At 69.0% G+C, this 21,003-nt stretch carries 18 protein-coding genes; 16 read left to right on the forward strand and 2 right to left on the reverse strand.

Going from position 1 to position 21,003, the window contains the following annotated elements; genetic code table 11:
* Window positions 1-427: 427 nt before the first annotated feature.
* From VG296_RS04085 to VG296_RS04125, 9 genes are all read left to right on the forward strand, one after another.
* Window positions 428-1,423 carry an NADPH:quinone oxidoreductase family protein gene (locus VG296_RS04085; RefSeq protein ID WP_325563198.1) on the forward strand — a complete coding sequence of 332 codons (996 nt, stop codon included), beginning with the start codon at window positions 428-430 and terminating at the stop codon, window positions 1,421-1,423.
* Window positions 1,424-1,616: 193 nt separating this feature from the next.
* Window positions 1,617-1,856: a hypothetical protein gene (locus VG296_RS04090; RefSeq protein WP_325563200.1), complete on the forward strand. Its 240-nt coding sequence runs from the start codon at window positions 1,617-1,619 to the stop codon at window positions 1,854-1,856.
* A gap of 764 nt (window positions 1,857-2,620) precedes the next feature.
* Complete coding sequence (locus VG296_RS04095) at window positions 2,621-4,270, forward strand: GMC oxidoreductase (protein WP_325563202.1); 1,650 nt, start codon at window positions 2,621-2,623, stop codon at window positions 4,268-4,270.
* Between the two features lie 223 nt (window positions 4,271-4,493).
* The gene (locus VG296_RS04100) at window positions 4,494-4,922 is read left to right on the forward strand and encodes a hypothetical protein (RefSeq protein WP_325563204.1); all 429 of its coding nucleotides are present in this window, start codon (window positions 4,494-4,496) and stop codon (window positions 4,920-4,922) included.
* Between the two features lie 319 nt (window positions 4,923-5,241).
* Window positions 5,242-6,237, forward strand: a complete 996-nt coding sequence (locus VG296_RS04105) for a glucosyl-3-phosphoglycerate synthase (RefSeq protein ID WP_349259456.1) — start codon at window positions 5,242-5,244, stop codon at window positions 6,235-6,237.
* 92 nt (window positions 6,238-6,329) lie between these two features.
* Window positions 6,330-7,145 carry a dihydropteroate synthase gene (gene folP, locus VG296_RS04110; protein ID WP_349259457.1) on the forward strand — a complete coding sequence of 272 codons (816 nt, stop codon included), beginning with the start codon at window positions 6,330-6,332 and terminating at the stop codon, window positions 7,143-7,145.
* Window positions 7,145-7,651 (forward strand): DoxX family protein, encoded by a 507-nt coding sequence (locus VG296_RS04115; protein WP_325563210.1) that lies wholly within the window; start codon window positions 7,145-7,147, stop codon window positions 7,649-7,651. Before folP ends, VG296_RS04115 begins: the two co-directional genes overlap by 1 nt.
* Window positions 7,648-9,084 (forward strand): mycofactocin biosynthesis glycosyltransferase MftF, encoded by a 1,437-nt coding sequence (gene mftF / locus VG296_RS04120; protein ID WP_325563212.1) that lies wholly within the window; start codon window positions 7,648-7,650, stop codon window positions 9,082-9,084. The genes VG296_RS04115 and mftF overlap by 4 nt, the downstream gene beginning before the upstream one ends.
* Window position 9,085: 1 nt before the next feature.
* The gene (locus tag VG296_RS04125; RefSeq protein WP_325563213.1) at window positions 9,086-9,754 is read left to right on the forward strand and encodes a TetR/AcrR family transcriptional regulator; all 669 of its coding nucleotides are present in this window, start codon (window positions 9,086-9,088) and stop codon (window positions 9,752-9,754) included.
* Window positions 9,755-9,805: 51 nt separating this feature from the next.
* On the opposite strand, the gene VG296_RS04130 is transcribed toward VG296_RS04125, so the two are convergent.
* Window positions 9,806-10,891 (reverse strand): amidohydrolase family protein, encoded by a 1,086-nt coding sequence (locus tag VG296_RS04130; protein ID WP_325563215.1) that lies wholly within the window; start codon window positions 10,889-10,891, stop codon window positions 9,806-9,808.
* Window positions 10,892-11,050: 159 nt separating this feature from the next.
* Between VG296_RS04130 and VG296_RS04135 the strand changes: the two genes are divergently transcribed.
* From VG296_RS04135 to VG296_RS04155, 5 genes are read left to right on the forward strand one after another with little or no spacing between them, the layout of a single operon-like run.
* Window positions 11,051-12,589, forward strand: a complete 1,539-nt coding sequence (locus VG296_RS04135) for a fatty acid--CoA ligase family protein (RefSeq protein ID WP_325563217.1) — start codon at window positions 11,051-11,053, stop codon at window positions 12,587-12,589.
* A 32-nt stretch (window positions 12,590-12,621) separates the two neighbouring features.
* Window positions 12,622-13,785, forward strand: a complete 1,164-nt coding sequence (locus tag VG296_RS04140) for a thiolase family protein (RefSeq protein ID WP_325563219.1) — start codon at window positions 12,622-12,624, stop codon at window positions 13,783-13,785.
* 25 nt (window positions 13,786-13,810) lie between these two features.
* On the forward strand, window positions 13,811-14,212 hold the full coding sequence (locus tag VG296_RS04145) for a Zn-ribbon domain-containing OB-fold protein (protein ID WP_325563220.1): 402 nt from the start codon (window positions 13,811-13,813) through the stop codon (window positions 14,210-14,212).
* Window positions 14,209-15,360 (forward strand): thiolase C-terminal domain-containing protein, encoded by a 1,152-nt coding sequence (locus VG296_RS04150; protein ID WP_349259458.1) that lies wholly within the window; start codon window positions 14,209-14,211, stop codon window positions 15,358-15,360. Before VG296_RS04145 ends, VG296_RS04150 begins: the two co-directional genes overlap by 4 nt.
* Window positions 15,360-17,825 carry a CoA transferase gene (locus VG296_RS04155; RefSeq protein ID WP_325563222.1) on the forward strand — a complete coding sequence of 822 codons (2,466 nt, stop codon included), beginning with the start codon at window positions 15,360-15,362 and terminating at the stop codon, window positions 17,823-17,825. Before VG296_RS04150 ends, VG296_RS04155 begins: the two co-directional genes overlap by 1 nt.
* 15 nt (window positions 17,826-17,840) lie before the next feature.
* Here the strand turns inward: VG296_RS04155 and VG296_RS04160 are convergent, their stop codons facing one another.
* On the reverse strand, window positions 17,841-18,776 hold the full coding sequence (locus VG296_RS04160) for an alpha/beta hydrolase (protein ID WP_325563298.1): 936 nt from the start codon (window positions 18,774-18,776) through the stop codon (window positions 17,841-17,843).
* A 53-nt stretch (window positions 18,777-18,829) separates the two neighbouring features.
* Between VG296_RS04160 and VG296_RS04165 the strand changes: the two genes are divergently transcribed.
* Window positions 18,830-19,996 (forward strand): thiolase family protein, encoded by a 1,167-nt coding sequence (locus tag VG296_RS04165; protein ID WP_325563224.1) that lies wholly within the window; start codon window positions 18,830-18,832, stop codon window positions 19,994-19,996.
* A gap of 81 nt (window positions 19,997-20,077) precedes the next feature.
* The gene (locus tag VG296_RS04170) at window positions 20,078-20,983 is read left to right on the forward strand and encodes an AraC family transcriptional regulator (protein ID WP_325563226.1); all 906 of its coding nucleotides are present in this window, start codon (window positions 20,078-20,080) and stop codon (window positions 20,981-20,983) included.
* Window positions 20,984-21,003: the final 20 nt, after the last annotated feature.

Below are 21,003 nucleotides of genomic sequence, written 5' to 3' on the forward strand. Positions count from 1 at the left end.
ACGTGCAGGAACGCTCCCGCTTGGGAACTGGGGGTCAGGGGGTCGCAGGTTCAAATCCTGTCAGCCCGACAGTGAAGTTGCAGGTCAAGGGCTCAATCCGATGGTCCGGATTGAGCCTTCTGATATTTCCGGGCGGCTCAATTCCGGTCCCCGGGCTCACCCGTTTGGCCTACGGCAGTGCTCGCTGCGGAGCTGTGACCTGCAGCGCCGGAGGAACCTCCAAGCACGCCAACGAAAATCAATAGATTGTTATTGAGCAAGAATCCGGAGGCTGCCGCTGCCCATTGCCGCGCCGCCACAGCCTTAAACGGACCGTACCCCGTTTGGGTTACTGGCGGTAGGGAAGCCTGTGTAGGTGTTGTCCCCGTCCACCGGACCAGCTTGCGCAGTGGAGCGAAGAAGCGGAGAACGTCGTATGTTCAGGGGAATGGGCTGGCAGCCGGTCGCTTTCGGGGAACCCAGGAGCGTCCTGCGATTGCAAGAGCTGACGTGGGCTCCGCCTGCGGACGGCCGGATATTGGTGCGGGTGCTCGCCAGCGGCTTGTCCCTGCCCGATCTGCTGACGACGCGGGGCGTCTACGGTCCTGTTCCCGCCGTGCCCCTCGGGATCGGCCTGGAGGCCGTGGGCGAGGTTGTGGCGGCACCTGAGCGATCCCCGTTCACGGTGGGCGAGCGGGTCATGGGCATGACCTCCATCTTCGCTACGGGCCATGGTGGGCACGCGGAGTACGCCTACCTGCTGGCGGACGAGACGCGGCCTGTCCCGGACAGCTTGAGCGATGCCCAGGCGGCCGGCTTCGTCATCGGTTTCCGCACGGCGCACACCGCCTTGGTGGACCGCTGCGCGATCAAACGCGGCGAGACGCTGGTGGTTCTCGGCGCCGCGGGCAACAGCGGTGTGGCGGCGGTCCAACTGGGCAAGGCCCTCGGGGCCACGGTGATAGCCGTGGCCAGCAACGCGGACAAACTCGCATACTGCCAGGCCATCGGTGCTGATCACGGCGTGAACTACGCGACGGGGAACGTCGCGGACGAGATCGTGGAGCTCACTGCCGGTCACGGTGCCGATGTTCTTTTCGACCCGGTCGGGGGCGAGGTCGCCGAGCAGGCGGTCAAGGCCGTGGCGCAGTTCGGCCGCGTCGCCGTCATCGGCTTCGCCAGCGGTTCCGTTCTCAGGCTCGACGCGTTCGACATGCTGAACCGGGAATACAGCGTGGTCGGAATGCTCTCGCTCGGCGACAGCTGGAACGCGATCCCGCATCGACGCGATGCCGCATACGACCAACTCATCGACCTCGTGGAGAGCGGAACGTTGTGTGTGCCCGCCCCACTGACGATGCCCTTCGCGGAGGTGCCCGAGGCCGTTGCGAGACTCGGCACCTCTCCTGTCGGCAAGATGGCGATCGAGACAGCCGCACCATGAGGAAGTAAGACGTCTTACAAGCGGGACAAACGGCCTGTCAACTATCAGCCGCCGCGTCGCTCCGGCGGGCACCGGATCATGGACAGACGCCCTCGGTCGCCGTATCGCGAACCGACGGCTCGCGCAGGACGGCGGCACGGCCGAGAAGATCTGGTTCTGCCGGCACGGGGATCACCTGGCCGAGCAGGCCGTTGTGTCGGCCAACGGCAGGGCGGACGTGCCGACCTGGGACTGGGAGCCGCAGACGCACCGCGTCGTGGCACAGACCCGGCGCACCTGGGCCACCGGCGCCGAGCAGGACGCGATCGACACCGAGTTCTACGCCATCGTCGCCGATGTGATCGGCTCGCCCACCGAACTCGTCTCCGCGGCTGACGGGCAGATCGCCTGGCATGTCACGGCGAGCCTGTGGGGTTGTTGTCCCCATCGCTGATGTGGATGCCGAGACCGGGAATTGCGTCGCGATCTCGGCTGACTGCCCGCTGCGTTTCCCCGGCCAGTATCACGAGGCCGACACCGGGCTGCATTACAACGTTCTGCGTTACTAGGACCCCGGCGAGTGCGGGCTACGCGTCGCTCGACCCGCTTGGCGTGCTTCCGGCACTCAACCGCCACACCCGCGTCGACAACCGGCTGACCCGGCTCGACCCGCTCGGCCTCATGTGCGCATGCATGAACAAGTCATCGGACGCAGACATCAAACAGGAGGGCGGCTTCCGGCCCCAGGCCAACTACAGCAAGAAGACCGAGTGCACGGGCAAGTTCTTCGACAAGCGGCCAAAGACGGTGTACCGGGTGGACACGCGCCAGCGACAGAGGCTCGATCTGGACGATCTCCCAGACTCCGCGTGGACTGAGATGCCGTGGAACACGCCGGGGGCGGGCCCTCGAGTGCGGTGGGTCCGTCGGGCACGTCCGAAACGGGATCGCCTAGTACGGCGGCCGCGCCTCGTGCGCTGATACGCGCCGCCGTGCCGTCAGTTCGAGGCGCTTTACCGTGTGGTCGACACCTCATCGACAGGCAATAGCATTGATGTATAGCAGTTAATTTATGCGCTGGGCGTGATCATGCCGCCGCAGTGAGCTCGCCGAAATCTCCTCGTCACTTCTATTCTATGGATCAAGAATACAGTATAAAGTATAAACTCAAGATCCTAGAGAAGCCTGCCGGGTAAAGATCATGAGAAGGGAAGATCCATGACAGAGATCAACCGACGTCGATTCCTTACCGGCGCCGCCGCCGTCGGCGCCGTCACCGCGGTCTCCTCCGTCGCGTCGGCCGGTCCCGCGAAGGCGAGCACGGCCTCGGTCCCGCTGACGGCCTCGACGCAGCGCGCCGTGGTGATCGGCTCGGGCTTCGGCGGGGGCGTGACCGCGCTGCGTCTGGCCCAGGCCGGGGTGAAGGTCCTCGTGCTCGAGCGCGGGAAGTGGTGGCCCACCGGCCCCAACGCCCAGACGTTTCCGCACGCGGCGGTACCCGACAGCCGCGAGATCTTCTACAGCTCCTGGACCGCGGCGGACGCCGTGGAGGGAGAGCTGCCGTACGCGGGGCTCGAGGAGAAGATCGTCGGCGACAACATCACCGCGGTTGTCGGGGCCGGCGTCGGCGGCGGTTCGCTGGTGTACCAGGGGATGACGCTGCAGCCAACCGAGGAGGTGTTCAGCACCTGGTTCCCGTCGGGATACGACTACTCTGAATTGAACTCGGTCTACTACCCGCGCGTCGCGCAGATGCTGCAGCTCGAGACCGCGCCGGACACACTGATCAACAGCAAGACTTACCTGCCCTCGCGGGTCTTCGCCGCGAATGTCCAGGCAGCCGGGTACGAGCTGGAGAAGATCCCGATGCCGATCGACTGGACCTACGCGCTGGACGAGTTGGCGGGTGCCATGCTGCCGTCTTACACCAACGGCGACTGCGCCTACGGCGTCAACAACGGCGGCAAGCACTCGGTGGACGTCACGTACATCGCGCAGGCGCAGGCCACTGGCAACGTCACCGTTCAGGTTCTGAGCAACGTGACCCGCATCGCGCGAGGTCCGAACGGAACGTGGCTGGTGTACGTCGATGTGACCGACACCTCCGGAAACCTTCTGTCGCAGCAGATCATCACGACCTCAGCGCTGTTCGTCAACGCCGGCACCTGCAATACCAGCAAGCTGCTGGTCCGCGCGTCTGCCATCGGCGACATTCCGGACCTGCCCGAGGCCGTAGGCCAGGGATATGGCTCCAACGGCGACCAGATCTACCTGTGGCAGGACAACGCGCAGAATCTCGGCACCCCGCAGGGCGGCCCGGTCGTCTACGGCAGCTTCCAGTGGGACGACCCGACGATCGCCAACACAGTGATCCAGGCCTCGATGCCGCCGATCGGCGTCGACCTCAGCGGGCTGGAGAACTTGCTGCCGTCTCTGGCCTTTCTCGGCGAGCCGCTCCTGCTCAACCTGTACTCGACCATACTCGTCGGCTACGGAGTCAGCAGTGTGCGCGGCAAGTTCGTCTACAACTCCTCGACAGACGCCGTAGACCTTCAATGGCCGGCCGCCGGTGACGCCACCCTCGATGCCCGCATCAACCAGCGGATCACCGCCATCGCTGGCGCGGACAGCACGGTGACCAACACCAACACCCTCTCCAACACCACGTGGCATTCGCTCGGCGGTGCCTGCATGAACAGCGTGTGCGACCTCGAAGGTCGCGTGCTTGGTCAGCGCGGCCTCTACGTCCTCGACGGCGCGCTGATGCCGGGCACTACCGCAGCCTGCAACCCGTCGATGACGATTGCCGCCATCGCCGAGCGAGCGCTAGACCAGATCGTCCTGAACGACGTGGGCACGGTCTTCTAGACCTTTTCAAGTTCGGAGCCGATGACGCTCAGCGTGCTTGTGCCACCCCTCTCGGAGACACGAGTGGATCTCCGTGTCCTCCCACGCGCCGAGACAGGTGCGGAGCGGACGTTTGTGAAGTACATTTTATATTGTATGTACGCCCTAAACCGTTGCCTCGCGGCCGTCCGGTGGCATCCGGCCGAGCGCCACGCGAAGGCACCCTCAGTGTGGAGGTGGTTCCATGCGGCACCGCAGCACCATCCCGGCCCTCGCCCTGCTCGCCTTGGCGGGTTCGCTCGCGGCCGGCTGTAGCAGCACCGCGACACCCTCGTCGAGTGCTACCGCCCCGACGACGTCCGCCGCGGCGGCGACGTCCTCGGCGGCGAGCAGCGCCGCCGCGCTCCCGGCGGCGGATTGCACCATTATCAAGCCCATCTCCGGCGGGGCGATCGCGACGCTGATGCCGATCCAATCCGAATCGGGCACCGCGGCGGCGTCCGCCATGGGCCGTTATCTCGCTCAACTCGACTCTGCCCTGGGCCACCTGACCTCAGCGCAGGCCAAGGCCGACCTCGGCGCGTACATCGCCGCTCTGAGCCACGCGACTTCGACCGCCTCTCAGGCGGCGGTGACGTCGGCGCTGCAGAAGCTCAGTGCGGACTGCCCGTGAGCGACGCACCGCCGGCGGACCGCTGAGCCGCCGGAGTGGGCGCCGTGCGGTGTGCCCCACCTCGGCATTCCGGCCCCGTCGCGATGCGGCGGGGCCGGCGTCGGCACCGCGTTGCCCGCGTGCGGGAGAGGCAGGAGGGCTTCAACGTGGACGGGAGTATTTGATAAGATATACAAAATGAGTTCAGCGTCGCCGGCGGCGGGGCGCACGGTGATCCGGTGACGGACGAAGGGCGGCGGACGTGGTCCTGCGCGAGTTTGTCGGCTTCCCGGCCGGGCCGGTGAGCTCGGGACGTGAACCGTCCGCGAGCGACCTCCGGCTGACGCGGTGGGCGCGGAGACATTGGTCGCGCCTCGCCGACTGGCCGATGGAGCGGATGCTCGCCGCCAAGCAGGACGCGGGCACGACGGTCAGCGTCGTGCTTCCCGCTCTCAACGAGCAGGACACCGTCGGGGATATCGTTTCCGCGATCAGGTCCGCGTTGGTCCTCGCGGTACCGCTGGTCGACGAGGTGGTGGTGGTCGACTCCGGGTCGACGGACCGCACGGCCGAGGTCGCGGCGCGGGCCGGAGCGCTGGTGGTGCACCGCGACCGGATCCTGCCGCGGATACCCGCGCGGCCCGGCAAGGGGGAGGTGCTGTGGCGATCTCTGCTGGCAACGCGCGGGGACGTGCTCTGTTTCGTCGACGCGGACCTGCGTGAGTTCGATCCGGCGCTGGTATGCGGCATCCTGGGCCCACTGCTGGCCCATCCGGAGGTCCAGCTGGTCAAGGCGGCGTATGACCGCCCGCTGATAGACGGCGGGACCGTGCTGCCGGCCGGGGGCGGACGGGTGACGGAGCTGGTGGCGCGGCCGCTGCTCAATCTGCACTGGCCGCTGCTGGCGGGCATCGTGCAGCCGCTGGCGGGGGAGTACGCGGCGCGGCGGAACCTGCTTGAGCGGCTGCCGTTCGCGTGTGGATACGGGGTCGAATTCGGTCTGCTGGTCGACACCTTCGACCAGTTGGGGCTCGATGCGTTGGCGCAGGTGGACGTCGGTTCGCGCAGCCATCGCCACCAGGACGACCGCGCGCTGGGCCGGATGTCGAGCGAGATCTGGCAGACCGCGCTGCTCCGGCTGCGCCGCTCCGGACGGGTACGCGGCGCCGAGCCGGTGAGCACCACGGTGACCCAGTTCCACCGAGAGCAGGGCGGGTTCCGCAAGTCCACGCACGAGACCGTCTCTGTGGAGCGGCAGCCGATGGACACCGTGCTCGAGTACCGCGAACGCGTACGGCGCGCGGTGGCGGCCGCAGAGAGGATCGGTATTCGGTGATCGAGAAAGCAGTCGAGGCGGCCCCGAAGGTCCGCGCTCAGGGCGACCTGCGATTGGGCACCCGGGTCTTCGGCCCGGACGACCGCGTGATCATGGCCATCGTCAACCGCACGCCCGATTCCTTCTACGACAAGGGCGCTACATTCGCCGAGGAGGCCGCGCTGCTCGCGGTCGAACGCGCGGTGGTCGAGGGCGCGGACATCATCGACATCGGCGGCGTGAAGGCCGGCCCCGGCGACGAGGTTGATGCCGCTGAGGAGATCCGGCGCACGGTTCCCTTCATCGCGAAGGTTCGCGCGCTGTACCCGGACGTCGTCATCAGCGTGGACACATGGCGGGCCGAAGTCGGCAGGGCAGCGTGCGCGGCCGGCGCCGACCTGCTCAACGACGCGTGGGGCGGATTCGATCCCGCACTTGCCGAAGTGGCGGCAGAATTCCAAGTCGGCCTCGTGTGCACGCACACCGGCGGTCACCCGCCGCGGACCAGGCCACGACCGGGCGTCGCGTACGACGACGTGGTGGCCGATATCTGCCGCCACACTCTCGCGCTCGCCGAACGGGCCGAGACGCTCGGCGTGCCGGGAGCATCGATCCTCATCGATCCGGCGCACGACTTCGGCAAGAACTCCCGCCACTCGCTGGAGGCCACCAGGCGTCTGGACGAGATGACCGCGACCGGCAGGCCGGTGCTGGTCTCGGTGTCCAACAAGAGCTTCATCGGCGAGACGCTCGATCTCCGGGCGCCCGATCGGCTGATCGGGACCCTCGCGACGACCGCGATCTGCGCCTGGCACGGCGCACGGGTCTACCGCGTCCACAACGTCGCACAGACACGACAGGTGCTTGACATGGTCTCCTCGATCCAGGGCATCCGTCCGCCGCTGCTGTTCGTGCGAGGAGCTGCCTGATGGACCTCGATCTGGGCATGCTGCTGCTGAGGCTCGCCCTCGGACTCACGCTTGTCATCCACGGCTGGAACAAGGTCGCGGGCGCCGGGGGGATCGCGGGCACTACCCGGTGGTTCGAGGGACTTGGTCTGCGGCCGGCGTGGCTGCACGCGCGGCTGGCGGCTGCTACCGAGCTCGGCGCCGGGATGCTGGTCGCTCTCGGGCTGCTCTCCGGTCTCGGCGCCACCGCGTTCGTCGGGCTGATGGCCGTCGCAGCGCTCACCGACCACCGCGGCAAGGGCTACTTCGTCTTCAAGGGCGGAAACGAGTACACCGTGTTCATCGCGGCGACGGCCGTCGCATTGGCCGCGATCGGTCCCGGCGCCTGGTCGCTCGACAGGGTGCTGAGTCTGCGCCTGTACGGCGTCGGCTGGGCCGTGGGCGCGTTTCTTGGCGGCTGCGCGGCGGCGGCGCTGCTGTTGACTTCGTCCTACCGTCCGAGGCCCAAGCCCGGCGAAGCCGGGTGACCGCGACAGGGCCGCCACCGAGTGCGACGCTGCCCCTCGGGTTCGAGGTCGCACTCGACCGGGAGACGCGGATCCTCGACGGCGGTGGAACGTTGCTGGGCGGGTCGCCGATCAGGCTGCTGCGTCTCGCCGAACGGGCCCGTCCCCTGCTGGTCGGACGCACGCTCAAGGTGCGGGATCGGTCCGGGGCGGTGCTCGCGGACCGGCTGCTGGAGGCGGGCATGGCGCATCCGGTCGTGCGCTCCCTGCCGACACCGTCCGATGCCCGGTACACCTTCGTCGTCCCGGTGCGTGACCGTCCGCGTGGACTCGCCCGTCTGCTGAAAAGCATCGAAGCGGGGAGTCCGGTGATCGTGGTCGACGATGCCTCGTGCGGCCGGGCAGAGATCGAGGAGCTGACCACGCGGCACGGCGCCCGGTTCGTCGGCCTGGACACCAACGTCGGGCCCGCCGAGGCACGCAACGTCGGTCTGCGCCTAGCCACGACCCCGTACGTGGTCTTCGTCGACTCCGACGTCGTCCTCGCCCCCGAGACCGTTCCGACGTTGTTACGGCATTTCGCTGATCCCAGGGTCGCTCTCGCCGTACCGCGGATCACCGGGCTCGCGACGTCAGCCTCGGCCGGCTGGATCGGCCGCTACGAGCAGGCCCGTTCATCACTGGACCTGGGATCGAGGCCCGCGCGGGTGCAGCCCGGCACGCTCGTCTCCTGGGCCTCCACCGCCTGCGCCGTCGCGCGAACGGATGCGCTGCGCGAAGGCTTCGACGGACGGATGCGGGTGGGGGAGGATGTCGATCTCACCTGGCGCGTCGTCAAGGACGGCTGGCGGATCCGCTACGAGCCGACCGTCAGCGCTGCTCACGAGCATCGGGTGCGCCTCGGCGACTGGGCCCGTCGCAAAGCCGTGTACGGGACTGGAGCGCATCCGCTCGCGCAGCGGCACCCGGAGTTCATCGCTCCAGCAGTGTTCGCGCCGTGGAGCGCGGCCTTCGTCCTCGCCCTGCTAGCTCAGCGTCGCTGGTCGGTGCCTGTCGCAGGCGCGGTGTACGGCGTCGCCGCGGTGCGGATCGCCGGTCGGCTCCGTGGTACGCGGCATCCGGCGCGGCTCGCGCTGTCGCTGACCTCCATGGGTGCGTTCAGCGCCCTGACGCAGACGTCGGCGCTGCTGACACGGCACTGGTGGCCGGCGACAGTGGTCGGAGCCTCAGCCTCCCGCCGGGTGCGCCGCGCCGCATTCGCGGCCGCCGTCTCCGACGTCCTGCTCGAGTACCGGCGCGCCGACGTCGACCTGGACCCCGTCCGTTACGGCTTCGCACGTCGTCTCGACGATCTCGCGTACGGCGCGGGAGTCTGGTGGTCGGCCGCGAAGGGGCGCTCCACGGCGGCACTCAGGCCGCGGCTCAACGGCCGGTCGCGGGGGGAAGGCCGCTAAGATGCGCGACAACATGTGTGCGCAGAAAGTATCCGGTTCCCCTGAAACCGACGACGGTTCCGACACCAGGCAACGGGTCGTCGAGGCCGCCATCAGCTGCATCCTGGAGCGCGGCTTCTACCGGGCGAGCTCGAACGCGATTGCCGAGCAGGCCGGACTGACCTGGGGAGTCATCCAATATTATTTCGGCACCCGCGAGGCGCTGATGCTGTCCGTGCTCGAAGAGGCGAGCCGCCGGCTGAGCCGGACGCTGGGAGAGGCCGAGATCACCGGACCGACGCTCACCGAGCGCGTCGAGCAGTTCTTCGACGTGCTGGCCGACTACTACGGCTCCCCCGACTATCTGGCGTTCATCCAGGTGCAGCTCAACCTCGGCCACGATCCCCGCACTTCGGAGCGGACCCGGGAGAACCTCGCCGAGCTCAACGAGCGGGCGAACCCGCAACTCAAGCGCCTGATGGCGAAGGTGGTCGCCGGGAAGGGCGCGGGAAAGCGTCGGCAGAACCTCACCAACCTGCTCTTCCACGCCCTGCGCGGGGTGTCGATCAGCCACGTCATGCTCGGCACGGTCCCGATCTACGAGCACAACCTGCCCGGGGACTTCCTGGCCGAGCGCAGGTTGCTGGCCCGGGCGATGAGCCTGCTCATCGAGCAGGAGTTGGGCGGCTGAGCGCGGCGGCGGGACGACGCGGCGCTCAGCCGCCCAGCGTGAGCCGGATGTCTACAGGTTCCAGACCCGGGTGGCGTTGCCCGAGAGCATGCGGGCGCGCTCGTCGTCCGGGATGCCCGTGAACTGGTCCTCGACGATCTTCCGCGAGTTGGGCCAGCTCGTCACCGGGTGCGGGAAGTCGGTCGACCACATGATGTTGTCGACGCCGATCACGTCCCGCATGCGGTGCAGGCCGAGGCTTTCGTCGATGAACGTCAGGTAGATGTTGCGGTGGAAGTAATGGCTGGGCAGCTCCTTGATCTCAGGGAACTTGTAGCCCTGGCGCTTGACCATGTCGTCCACCGTCTCCAGCCACCAGGCCACCCAGGCGACTCCCGGCTCGACGAAGACCACCTTCAGGCGCGGGAAGCGCTCGAGCGGTCCGCCCATGATCCACATGCCGAACGCCTCGGCCGTCATCAGAGGCGTGACCGGGACCATGATGCCCTTGTTCGGAGTCGGGTCCCGCTCGGCGAGCTCGCTCAGCGTCGTCTTGAGCCCGATGTGGCAGCAGATCGGCAGCCCGGTCTCCTCGATCAGTGCGAAAAGCGGATCGTACCGGCGGTCGTAGTAGTCGGGCTGGCCGAGCTCGCTCGGGAAGACCGGCAACTGCAGCGACTTCGCGCCCAGGGCCGCAACCCGCTTGACCTCCGCCACCGCGAGATCGATGTCGTGGATCGGGATCTGATAGGAGACGATGAGCCGCTTCGGGTCCGTCTGGGCGAAGTCGTGCAGGGCGCGGTTGAAGGCCTGCACGGACTCGGAGAAGCCGCCCTTGACGTTGCTGAGGTAGCGGAAGGCGCTCACCTCGCTGTAGAGGACTTCGACCTCGACGCCGTCGGCGTCCATGTCCTTCAGGCGCTCGACCGGGTCCCAGTAGGAGGGCCGGTTGAAGACGGCGTTGGACGCCGCGATCCGTTCGTCTTTCCGCTGTGTCGCCCCGGCCCGGTTCGCCGCTCCGGCGCCGCGCCGCATGGTCGCCTCGTAGGAGCCTGAGGCCTCGTCGTACGCGGCGTGCAGGCCGGCCGGGAGGTGGTGCTTGACCTGCTCGTGAGTCATCTTCACGTGCGAGTCGGCGGAGATCAGGCGTTCGGGCATGGTCACCTGCCTTCAGGTAGTCTGCGGCACCGTCGTCGCATAGTAGTCACTATGGCACGACGTCGCGAGCCGTCAAGGGGCTGCATGCCATTGACATAGTAGTTACTATGACTTTCGGGAGACAGCCCGTGGAACAGAGCCCGCGCGCCCGGGAGGGACATGAACGTCGCCACGATCTTGGACATGGCCGCCATGGAGACGGCCGCCGGCGGCCACGGCGACCGGACGGCCGTGGGTCGGCTTGCCGACGGCGTCGGCTATCGAAGACTCGGCGAGATGGCCGACGCGGGTCGGCGGGCCGTGCCGTTCGATTCAGCGGCGGTGGTGTTCATCGGCCAGAGCGGGCCGGCCTTCGTCACCGCGTTCTTCGCGAGCGCCCGCCAGGGGGTGCCGTTCGTGCCGCTGAACTACCGGCTGGCCGACGAGCAGCTCAGGCAGCTCGTCGGGAGGTACGCCGATGCGATCGTGATCGCCGATCGCCGCTACCTGCACGCGATCCCGGCCACGGGGTGCACGGTGCTCAGCACCGACGAGTGGCTGGCCCGGATCGCCGCGGTCTCCGCCGCGGAGACCGCACCGGCGGCGGGGACCGCGGCTCCAGAGCGACCCGCGCTCCACCTCTACACGAGCGGCACGAGCGCCGCGCCGAAGGCCGCGCTGCTGCATCACCGCCACCTGGCGTCGTACATCTTCGGCTCGGTCGAGTTCGGCTCCGCCGCGCCGGGGGAGGCCGCGTTGGTCAGCGTGCCGCCGTACCACATCGCCGGGGTGGCCAACCTGCTCTCGAACGTGTTCGCCGGACGCCGCGTGGTATACCTTCCCGACTTCACCGCGGAGTCCTGGCTCGAGACGGTCGAGTCCGAATCGATCACGCAGGCCATGCTGGTGCCGACGATGCTCGCCCGGATCGTCGAGGAGATTGAAGGCGGCACGCGAGCTGACGCGCCGTCTCTTCGGCTGATCTCGTACGGCGGCGCGCGGATGCATGAAAGCGTGCTGCGACGTGCGCTTCGGGCGTTCCCCGAGGTCGGATTCGTCAATGCCTATGGATTGACCGAGACGAGCTCGTCCATCGCGGTGCTCGGTCCCGACGACCATCGCGCCGCCCTGGAATCCCACGATCCCGCCGTGACGCGCCGGCTGGCCTCGGTCGGCCGCGTGCTTCCGGGTGTGGAGATCGAGATCCGCGACGAAGAAGGCGGAGCGCGGCCCCGCGGCGTCGTCGGCGACATCTGGGTGCGCGGCGAGCAGGTGTCCGGCGAGTACGCGGACGGCGGATCGGTCCGCGATGCCGAAGGCTGGTTCCCCACCAGGGATGCGGGCTGGCTGGACGAGGACGACTATCTCTTCGTCGAAGGCCGAACCGACGACACGATCATCCGTGGCGGCGAGAACATCGCGCCGGCGGAGATCGAGGACGTACTCCTGCGCCACCCGGCCGTGCTGGACGCCGCGGCCGTAGGGCTCCCGGACGAGCGGTGGGGCCAGCGGGTCGCCGCGGCGGTGACGCTGCGCACCGGCGCACATGCGGAGCCGGACGAGTTGTGCGCCTGGACTCGCGAACACCTGCGCGGCTCGCGAGCCGCCGAGCTCGTGGTGATTCGCAGGGAGCTGCCGCGCACCGACACCGGCAAGCTGCTGCGCCGACAGGTGCTCGCGGATCTCAGTGACATGCAAACCAGCGGGCGGCGGCGGTGACCGCTCCGCATACGTTCAGGAGGTGAGAGACCATGCCCCATCGGGACGCGGTGATCGTGGACGGGGTGCGCACCCCGGTAGGTAAGCGAAACGGCTCGCTGGCCGACCGGCACGCCGCGGACCTGTCCGCGCACGTGCTGATCGCGCTGGCGGAGCGCAACGAGCTGGATCCGGCGCTGGTCGACGACGTGGTCTGGGGCTGCGTCCACCAGACCGGCCAGCAGGGCGGCAACGTCGGCCGGATGGCGGTGCTCGCCGCCGGCTGGCCGGAGTCCGTGCCGGCCACGACGATCGACCGGCAATGCGGATCCTCACAGCAGTCCATCCATTTCGCCGCCGCCGGGATCGTCTCCGGGCAGTACGACGTCGCGATCGCCGGCGGTGTGGAGATCATGTCCGCGGTGCCGATCGGCGCGACGAGCGCCCACGACGAATACGGCCGGCCCGGCGGTCCGTCGGTGCTGGCGCGGTACGGAGCCGAGTTCAACCAGGGGATCGGCGCCGAGCTGATCGCCGAGAAGTGGGGATTCGGGCGCACCGAGCTCGATGAATTCGCCGTGCGGTCGCACCAGAAGCTCGCCGCCGCCATCGATTCCGGCGCGTTCGCCGACCAGATCACCGAGGTGACGTTGCCAGGTGGGAGTGCGTTCTCGGTGGACGAGGGTCTGCGGCGGAACACGACCGTGGAACGGCTGGCCGTGCTCAAGACCTCGTTCAAGGCGGACGGTGTCATCCACGCGGGCAACGCGTCGCAGGTCAGCGACGGAGCTTCGGCCGTACTGATGATGAGCTCCGAGCGGGCGAAGGAGCTCGGGCTGCGGCCGATCGCCCGCGTGCACACGGCCGTGCTGGCGGGGGACGACCCCGTGATGATGCTCACCGCGCCGATCCCGGCCACCGCCAAGGCGCTCGCGCGTGCCGGGCTCGGCATCAAGGACATCGGGGTCTACGAGGTCAACGAGGCGTTCGCGCCGGTGCCGCTGGCCTGGCTCCGGGAGACCGGCGCCGACGAGTCGCGGCTCAACCCCGACGGCGGCGCGATCGCGATGGGACATCCGCTCGGCGCCTCCGGTGCGCGGATCATGACGACGATGATCCACCGCATGCGGGCGCACGGGATCCGCTTCGGCCTGCAGACCATGTGCGAGGGCGGCGGTCTCGCCAACTGCACGATCGTCGAACTCATCGACGAGTGACCGACGGAAGAAGGGAACCACGGCCGTGCCACGCGTCATTCCACCGGTCCCGGACCGCGACGACCAGTACTTCTGGACGGGCGTCGAGGAGGGCAGGCTGCTTGCCCGGCGCTGCGCCCGCTGCTCGTTCCTGCAGCATCCGCCGAGCCCGATGTGTCCGAAGTGCGGATCGACCGACTGGCTGATCCAAGAACTGTCCGGCCGCGGCGTCGTCTACAGCTGGATCGTCTCCCGGCACCCCAACGAGCCGGAGGGCAGCGCGCGGATCGTAGCCCTCGTCGAACTCGAAGAAGGGCCCAGGCTGGTGAGCAACCTTCAGGACATCGCGGCGCCGGACGTCGTTGCCGGCATGCCGGTCGAGCTGGGCTTCGCCGAGATCGACGGCGTCAGACTCCCGCAGTTCCGGCCGGTGGGAGGCGGATCCTGATGGCGCTCGCCAAAGGTGCCGGCGCGATCGCGGGCATCGGCCAGACCGAGTTCTCGAAGGACTCCGGACGCAGTGAGCTGCAATTGGCATCGGAGGCGGTGCGGGCCGCGCTCGACGACGCCGGACTGGCTCCGGCGGACGTGGACGGCCTCGTCACGATGACCCACGACACCAACGACGAACACGCCCTCATCCGCAGCGTGGGCATCGAGCACGTGCGCTGGACCTCGCGTACCCCGTTCGGCGGCGGCGGATCCGCCGCCCTCGTCGAGCACGCGGCCGCGGCCGTCGCCTCGGGGGCCGCCGACGTAGTCGTGGTGTTCCGGGCGTTCAACGAGCGGTCGGGCGCACGCTTCGGCCAGCCCACCGGGCGCGCCGTGACACCGGGCCTGAGCTGGCATCTGCCGTACGGCCTGGACACTCCGGCCAAGATGTACGCGCTCTGGTACCAGCGGTACATGCATCAGTTCGGGCTCACGAACGAGGACTTCGGCCGCTACACCGTGGTGGCGCGTAAGCACGCCGCCACGAATCCGAACGCCTGGTTCTACAAGCGCCCGATCACCATCGACGATCATCAGAACTCCCGGTGGATCGTCGAGCCGATCCTGCGGCTGCTCGATTGCTGCCAGGAGAGTGATGGCGGTGTGGCTTTGGTGGTGACGAGCGCGGCGCGCGCCAAGGATCTGCGACGACCACTGGTCACCATCGACGGCGCCACGCAGGGTTCCGTGATCAACAGCGACATCCTGTTCAACTACTACGACCACGATCTCGCCCGTTTTCCGCAAGCCGAGTACGTGGCGCGGCAACTGTGGCAGAGCACCGGCCTCGGTCCTGGCGACATCGACGCGGCGATGATCTACGAGAACTTCAGCCCCGTGGTGTTCTACCAGCTCGAGGCGTTCGGGTTCTGCGGCCACGGCGAGGCCAAGGACTTCATCGTTGACGGCCACATCGAGCTCGGCGGCAGGCTGCCGGTGAACACGCATGGCGGCCTGCTCGGCGAGGCGTACATCCACGGAGTCAACAACATCATCGAGGGCGTTCGGCAGATCCGGGGGAGCGCCGCCAATCAGGTGCCCGACGCGCGGCACGTGCTGTGCGCCGTGGGACACAGCGCAGTCGTGCTCGGGAGCGGTGACTGATGGGCGTACTGAGCGCAATTCAGGTTCTCGACCTGTCCTGGGGAATCTCAGGACCGGTCACCGGCATGCTCTTGGCCGATCACGGCGCCCGGGTGACGAGGATCGAGTCGCCCTCGGGCGACCCGTGGCGTTCTTCCGGGTATCGCGTGTGGAATCGCGGGAAGCGCAGCGCGGTACTCGATCTCAAAGAAGAGGCGGATCACGCGAGGTTCCTCGCACTGGCCGGCACCGCCGACGTGGTCATCGAAAGCTTCTCACCGGGCACAACGCAGCGCCTCGGCATCGATTACGCGACGCTGAGCGAGCTCAATCCGCGGTTGATCTACTGTTCCATCACCGGGTACGGCTCCGAAGGTCCGGACGCAGGGCGGCCCGGCATCGACGCGCTGGTAGCGGCCCGCACCGGACAGCAGTGGGAGGTCCGCGGGGTGACCGGGGGCACGATAGGCCGCTTGTCCGGGACCGAGGGCATCATGCCGGGGCTCGAGCCGCCGCCCGGCTGCTGGGTCGGGCCCGACCGCGAGGGGCCGCTGTTCAGCGGCGTGCCGTGGACGAGTATGGCCACCGCCTACATCGCGACGGTGGGCGTGAACGCGGCGCTGCGGGCGCGCGGGCTGACCGGGCGCGGCCAGCGGGTGAACGCCTCCCTGCTGCACGGGATCCTCGCCACCACGATCGCCGGATGGCAGCAGGCTGAGAAGCCGGACACGCCGTACTTCCAGACCTGGATCAACGATCCGCGCGCGCCCAAGGGCTTCTTCCGCGCCGCGGACGGCCGCTGGACGCACCACTGGGTGCCGCTGCCGGAATTCATCCTGAACGCGGCGGCGAACGGCATGCAGGCGACGCCCGAGGTCGCGTCGCCCAAGGACGCGACCATGCGGGTCACACCGATGGCCGAGGACATGGTGATCCTGCACGCGTATCAAGACCAGCTCGCTGAGGCGGTGGCCCGCTACCCGGCCGAACAGTGGGTGGAGCTGGCGGGTCGCGTCGGCGTGCCGGTTCAGACGGTGCGCTCGCCGGAGGAGGCACTGCTCGACCCGCTGCTTCTTGCCGACGGGTGCGTGGTCGAGGTGGACGATCTCGAGTTCGGCCCGATCCGCCAGGTCGGTCGCGTAGTCGAGCTGGCGAGGCATCCGCAGCCGGTGCCCGGTCCGGCGCAGCCGCCCGGCGCGGACACCGAGGAGGTGCGGGCCGAGGCGGACGCGCTGCTGACCGGCGGGACGCGTGAGGAGCCCGGGAGCGGTTCCGCGGCGGCCCGGCAACCTGCGCTCGAGGCTCCGTTGGCCGGAGTCACCGTGTTGGACCTGGGGCTGGCGGTGGCCGGACCGTTCGGCACACAGGTCCTGGCCGAGCTCGGTGCCCGGGTGATCAAGGTCAACACCTTGCGGGACCGATTCTGGTTCACCAACCACATCGCGATGTGCTGCAACCGGGACAAGGAATCCATCGCGCTGGATCTCAAGGACCCTGAGGGCATGGCGGTACTGCGCCGGCTGGTCGCCCAGGCGGATGTGGTGCAGCACAACATGCGGTACGAGGCGGCGGAGCGGCTCGGCGTCGATTACGCGTCGCTGCGTGCGATCAATCCCGCACTCGTCTACTGCCACACTCTCGGCCACGAGCAGGGGCCTCGGCAGGCGCATCCCGGCAACGACCAGACCGGTGCCGCGCTGGCGGGCACGACGTGGCTGGACGGCGGCCTCGACCAGGACGGGCGACCGATCTGGTCCTGCACCTCGCTCGGCGACACCGGCAACGGGTTCCTGTCCGCCCTCGGCATCATCCAGGCGCTCTACGACCGGGACCGGACCGGTGAGGGCCAGTTCGTCCGCACCTCGATCCTCTACGCCCACCTGCTCAACGCGTCGACGGCCTGGGTCGCCCGGGACGGCGGCGCGGTCGGGGAGAGGCAGCGTCCTGATGCCGAGCAGTACGGCTGGCACGCGCTCTACCGGCTCTACCGCACGGCGGACGGTTCCTGGCTCTGCCTGGCCGCGGTGACGCAGCGGGACTGGGCGGCTCTCGGCCGTGCGGTCGAACGCCCGGATCTGACCGAAGACCCGCGCTTCAACACTCCGCAGGCGAGGTCCGTCCACGACGCGGAACTCGTCGCGCAGCTGACCGAGGTCTTCGCGGGCCGTACCGCGCGGGAGTGGTTCGCCGTGCTGGACGGCCACGCGGTACCGTGCGAGATCTCCGACCCCGACTATGTGCTGCGGCTGTTCGCCGACCCCGAGGCGCACCGGCGCAAGGCGGTGTCGGCCTTCCGGCACCGCGTGGTCGGCGAGATGAGCATGGCAGGGCTTTACTTCGACTTGTCGGACACGCCCGGCGTGATCCAGGGTCCGCCGGCCTGGCCGGGGCAGAACTCGCGGGCCATCCTCGGCGAACTCGGCTACAGCGATGCGGAGATCGAGAAGCTGATCGAGTCCCGCGTGGTGGACGACGCCTCGCGGTAGTCCGGCGAGGCGTGACTACCCGCGGACGACGGTCTGGGCCCAGTCGAGGATCTGGGTCCAGAAGTCGCGGCGGGAGTCGGCGATGTTGTGGTTGTGGCCGGATCCCGCGAGGACGCGGCTGACGGAGCCGGCGGGGCAGTGGGCCGCGTCCGCGCGCCGGCCGCTGACGAGCCGATCGCGGTCGCCGTTGAGGATGAGAACCGGGACGGTCAGCCGGGACAGCTCGTCGGAGACGTTGCCCGGCAGCATGCTGAGCAGCCCGCCGGCGGTGAACGTGACCGTCGCCGCGGCCCGCATCGCGCGCCGGGTCGGCGAATCCGCGCCGTCCGCGCGATCCAGCGGGGTGTAGGGAGAGCCGAACATGAGCAGCGCGAGTTTGGCGAGCCGGTGGTCGTCGATCTCGCGGTCCGCGTGCGCGAGCACCTCGGGTGAGAGGTGGTCAGGCAGGCCCTTTGTACTGAACCCGAGTAGCGCGAGGGCGTGGTGAGTGCGGTACACGGCCTGCTGGCGGACCATCAGAACCGCCCCCATGGAGTGGCCCACACCCACCGTCCGCAGGCGCGGGATCGGCTCCGCGCCCAGCCCGCCCTTGAGCAGTTCGTCGCACACCAGGCGGAAAACCGCGTCCTCGGCCGCTAGCACGTCCCCGACCAGCGGAGCGGACGCGCCGTCACGCAGCGTGGAATCGCCGACGCCGAGATGGTCGACGGTGATCACCGGAAAGCCGCGCTCCGCGCTCCATCGGGCGAAGCTGTAGGTGTCGTCGCCCGCCACGCGCAGGTCCCAGTAACCGCGCGCCATCCCGCCGCCGGCCAGGCAGCAGAACGCGAGGGAGCGCGGAGCGGTACCGGGCGGCGGCAGGAACACGTCCGCGGCGACCGCGCAGCCGTCCAGGCCGGGGACCAGCCCGCCCGCGTCGAACCGCCAGGATGTGACGACCGCCTCCGGCATTCCGGCCACCTTTCCTCCTTGCCCAGCCTTCTCTAATGTATATATTGTATAATATGGAAGCAATGATCGTGAGTGCCTGCAGAACCCCGATCGGGCGGGCGGGCAAGGGAGCGCTGGCCCGCACGAGCGCGATGGACCTGGCCGAGGTCGTGCTGGCCGAGGCGGTTCGGCGCAGCGGAGTACCCGCCGACCGGTTCGACGACGTCATCCTCGCCGAGTCGCTCTACGGCGGCGGCGACATAGCGCGGCACGCCGCGATCTCGGCCGGGCTGATGGGCGCGCCCGGTCTCGCGGTCAACCGGCACTGCGCGTCCGGTCTGGCCTCCGTCACCGCGGCCGCCGCCGGAATCAGAGCCGGGATGGACGAAGCGGTGGTCGCCGGAGGGGTGCAGTCCTCCTCGACCTCGCCGGTCAGCCGCTGGCGGGTGCCCGGATCCGCGGACGAGTGGGTCGATCCGTGGATGAGCCCGACCCATCCGCCCACCCCGGACGCGCCGAACGACGACATGGCGGTCACCGTTGGATGGAACGCCGCTCGCCTGGCGGGTGTCAGCCGCGCGGACATGGACGCCTGGGCGCTGCGCTCGCATCAGCGCGCCGTGGCCGCCATCGACGAGGGCAGGTTCCTGGAGGAGATCGTGCCCGTGCCGCTCGGCGGGGTCGACGCCGGGCAGTTCACGGTCGACGAGCAGCCGCGCAGGGATACGTCCCTCGAGAAGCTCAGCGCTCTCAAGCCGCTGCATCCGGAGATCGAGGGCTTCTCCATCACCGCGGGCAATTCCTGCGGCATCAACGACGGCGCCGCCGCGCTCGTCCTGGCCGGCAGCGAGTTGGTGCGCCGCGAAGGGCTCGATCCGCTGGCTGTGATCACCGGGTGGGCCTCGGTGGGCATCGACCCGGTCCGCACCGGGCTCGCGCCCGTGGAAGCCGTCGGCAAGGCTCTGCGCCGAGCCGGGGTCGCCGGGGATGACGTGAGCCTGTGGGAGATCAACGAGGCATTCGCCTCGGTCGCCGTCGCCTGCCTGCGCCTGCTGGAGATCGATCCGGAGCTCGTCAACACCAGCGGCAGCGGCTGCGGCCTCGGGCACCCGGTGGCCGCCACCGGCTCCCGGATGCTCACCACCCTGGTGCACGAGCTGCGTCGGCGCGGCGGCGGCATCGGCGTCGCGGCGATGTGCGCGGGCGGGGGACAGGCGGGGGCCGTGGTGGTCGAGGTCTGAAGCTGCCACAGAACTCGCGACACCTTGCCCGATCCTCTCGGTGAGACGAGGTGCCGAGGGTTTTCGTGCTGGACTGGTGACATGTCTCTGGACGAGCTTCGCGAGCTGCTTGACCGGCACGCGCGTCCCGACCTGGCCACTGCCGTCGAGGGCGTCCGGATCTGTAAGACCGACCGCGCGGCCGCGCCGGAGACCTCGATGTCCGGCACGGTGCTCGCGGTGATCGCCCAGGGCCGTAAGCGTCTCGCGCTTGGCGATCATTTCTACGACTACGGCCCTGGTCAGTACCTCATCGCCTCGGTCGACCTCCCGGTGACCGGGCACGTCGTCGACGCGGATGCGGGCCGTCCGACGCTCGGTTTCGGGATGAGCCTCGAACCCGCCGCCATCGCGGAACTGCTGCTGCAGGCCGGGCCGGGGGACCTGCCGCGCTCGGCCGGCGCCGCGCGGCCGGGGATCGCGGTCAGCGATGCCCCGGCCGAGCTGCTCGACGCCATCGTGCGCCTGCTGCGGCTCCTGGACCGGCCACAAGACCGGAAGGCGCTGGTCCCGCTGGTCAAGCGGGAGATCCTCTGGCGGTTGATGACCGGGGAGCAGGGCGACGTCGTACGTCAACTCGGCCTCGCGGACAGCAGCCTGAGCCACATCACGCGCGCGGTGCGGTGGATCCGGGAGAACTATGCTCAACCGTTCCGCGTCGAGGACGTGGCGAGGGTTTCGGGGATGAGCGTCTCCGCGTTCCACCGCAACTTCCAGGCGGTGACGGCCATGAGCCCGATCCAGTTCCAGAAGCACATCAGGCTGCAAGCGGCGAGGCTGCTGCTGGCGAACAGCCCCAACGACATCACGGGCGTCGGCAACCGTGTCGGCTACGACAGCCCGTCCCAGTTCAGCCGGGAGTATCGGCGGCAGTTCGGCGTCGCGCCCAGCCACGACGCGATGCGCATGCGCGGCGGAGCCGACCACGCTGGCGCGGCGCTGCCCTGAATCCGTCCGCGCCGAGGAGG

Source organism: Actinospica sp. (assembly GCF_035552695.1).
Taxonomy (GTDB): domain Bacteria; phylum Actinomycetota; class Actinomycetes; order Streptomycetales; family Catenulisporaceae; genus Actinospica.

Bases quoted from the DNA above. Each gene is read 5' to 3' on its own strand.
- VG296_RS04125 (WP_325563213.1), top strand. From the start codon at position 9,086: ATGCGCGACAACATGTGTGCGCAGAAAGTATCCGGTTCCCCTGAAACC.
- VG296_RS04140 (WP_325563219.1), top strand. From the start codon at position 12,622: ATGCCCCATCGGGACGCGGTGATCGTGGACGGGGTGCGCACCCCGGTA.
- VG296_RS04165 (WP_325563224.1), top strand. From the start codon at position 18,830: ATGGAAGCAATGATCGTGAGTGCCTGCAGAACCCCGATCGGGCGGGCG.
- VG296_RS04095 (WP_325563202.1), top strand. From the start codon at position 2,621: ATGACAGAGATCAACCGACGTCGATTCCTTACCGGCGCCGCCGCCGTC.
- VG296_RS04160 (WP_325563298.1), bottom strand. From the start codon at position 18,776: ATGCCGGAGGCGGTCGTCACATCCTGGCGGTTCGACGCGGGCGGGCTG.
- VG296_RS04085 (WP_325563198.1), top strand. From the start codon at position 428: ATGGGCTGGCAGCCGGTCGCTTTCGGGGAACCCAGGAGCGTCCTGCGA.
- VG296_RS04135 (WP_325563217.1), top strand. From the start codon at position 11,051: ATGAACGTCGCCACGATCTTGGACATGGCCGCCATGGAGACGGCCGCC.
- VG296_RS04115 (WP_325563210.1), top strand. From the start codon at position 7,145: ATGGACCTCGATCTGGGCATGCTGCTGCTGAGGCTCGCCCTCGGACTC.
- VG296_RS04100 (WP_325563204.1), top strand. From the start codon at position 4,494: ATGCGGCACCGCAGCACCATCCCGGCCCTCGCCCTGCTCGCCTTGGCG.
- VG296_RS04130 (WP_325563215.1), bottom strand. From the start codon at position 10,891: ATGCCCGAACGCCTGATCTCCGCCGACTCGCACGTGAAGATGACTCAC.
- VG296_RS04170 (WP_325563226.1), top strand. From the start codon at position 20,078: ATGTCTCTGGACGAGCTTCGCGAGCTGCTTGACCGGCACGCGCGTCCC.
- folP (WP_349259457.1), top strand. From the start codon at position 6,330: ATGGCCATCGTCAACCGCACGCCCGATTCCTTCTACGACAAGGGCGCT.
- VG296_RS04155 (WP_325563222.1), top strand. From the start codon at position 15,360: ATGGGCGTACTGAGCGCAATTCAGGTTCTCGACCTGTCCTGGGGAATC.